Origin of the sequence: Enterorhabdus sp. P55 (assembly GCF_009911695.1) — a bacterium.
Taxonomy (GTDB): Bacteria; Actinomycetota; Coriobacteriia; order Coriobacteriales; family Eggerthellaceae; genus Enterorhabdus.
Window position 1 is genome coordinate 1 of sequence record NZ_QWKK01000226.1, and the last position, 1474, is coordinate 1474.

Sequence of the window (1474 nt, forward strand, 5' to 3'; positions counted from 1 at the left end):
CCCTCGGCAGGCAGGCCGAGGCAAGCGGCGCTTGCATCCGGCGGGCGCGGATCAGACGAGAGAGGATCAAGGACATGGGAAACAGAGCGGTCATCACCACGCCATCGCGGCAATTCGGCGTCTACCTCCATTGGAACGGAGGGCGGGACTCCGTCGAGCCGCTTCTGCGCTACTGCGAGCTTCAGGGCTACCGGCCGCCCAGCCAGGACAGCTACGGTTGGGCCCGCATGTGCCAGGTGTTGGGCAACTACTTCGGAGGATCCATGTCCCTCGGAATCGACGTCTACACCACCGACGAGGCGATGGATCCCGGCGACAACGGCATCTATGTCATCGAGGGGTGGCGCATCGTCGAACGCTTGCGGACGGAGTACGACTCGGAGTGGAACCCCGTCGGGATTCGTCCGGTCGACCCCTCCGAGGAGCAGTGCGTCTACGACTTCGAAGACATGCTGCGGAGCTTTGATGAGTCCATGCCCGAGGAGCTGCGCCTTGACGAGTTCCTGGACTCGGTCGAGGTGCCAGTCGCCGGCGTGAAGCTGGGCGACGAGGTGTGGATGTTCGACAGCGTGTGCGGCAAGTGGGAGGCCTTCCCGGTTGTCGGCTTCGGACAGCCGCATGGCAATCGCATCGCGGTAGAGGTCGATGCCCCGAGCGGCAGGAAGAAGGTTGTCTATCCCGACCTGCCATATGTTGCGCATTACGACCACGACGGCGACTTCTCGTGGAACTGCAACAACTACGTCCACGGTGACATGGCGCGCATCAAGCCTCGCAAGTAGCCGAACTGCGAGACGCGGGCCGGGACATCCCGTCTCGGCCCGCGACGGGGACGATAGGTCGGAGCGGCCGCGAGGGCGGCCGCAGAGGAAAGGAGTGAAGGGATGCTTGAGAGGATGAAGCTGAGGATCGAGGAGGAGTGCTGGAGTCGCGGGATCGACCCCTTCATGGTCGGGGCGTGGGCGTTCTGCATTGCACTCTGCGCCTGGGCCCTCTCCTAAGGGCCCGCCAGGGAGGGAGCCTTCCTCCGATCTCCACAGCATGTTCGATTGACGAGAATAGTACGCTTGTTCTATTCTCTGACCCATGGGTGATTGCGTGCATACATACGGTGGCGGGCGGTGGCGCAAGCACTACGTGGGCGTGGTGGTCCACTGGGCAGCGGGCGGGATGACGACTCCGCTCGAAGTCGTATGGGACGACGGCAGGAGGCTCCCCGTGGAGCAGGTAGCGCACCCCCGCCACGAGCGCGTCCGCAAGGTAGGGGGCGCGGCGCTGCGATACCCCGTCAGGATCTACGGCAAGCCTCGCGACCTCTACCGGGACGATACAGGGTGGTTCGTCGTGGTTAGAACCTTCTGGCCCTAGCGGCCAGGTCGAAAGGCGGCGGGCGCCTCCCGGGGCTGCTCGCCCCGGATCCCCCGGCAGGGGAGCCGCGGGGCTCCCCTGCACCCCTCCCCTCCTCCCCTCACGC

General features: G+C 65.3%; 1 protein-coding gene. It reads left to right on the top strand.

Annotated features, from left to right (window positions below):
• Positions 1–74 precede the first annotated feature (74 nt).
• Positions 75–782, top strand: a complete 708-nt coding sequence (locus D1643_RS10965) for a hypothetical protein (RefSeq protein WP_160710638.1) — start codon at positions 75–77, stop codon at positions 780–782.
• The last annotated feature ends 692 nt before the right edge of the window (positions 783–1474 follow it).

Coding starts and splice junctions, on each gene's coding strand:
- D1643_RS10965 (WP_160710638.1), top strand. CDS start 75: ATGGGAAACAGAGCGGTCATCACCACGCCATCGCGGCAATTCGGCGTC.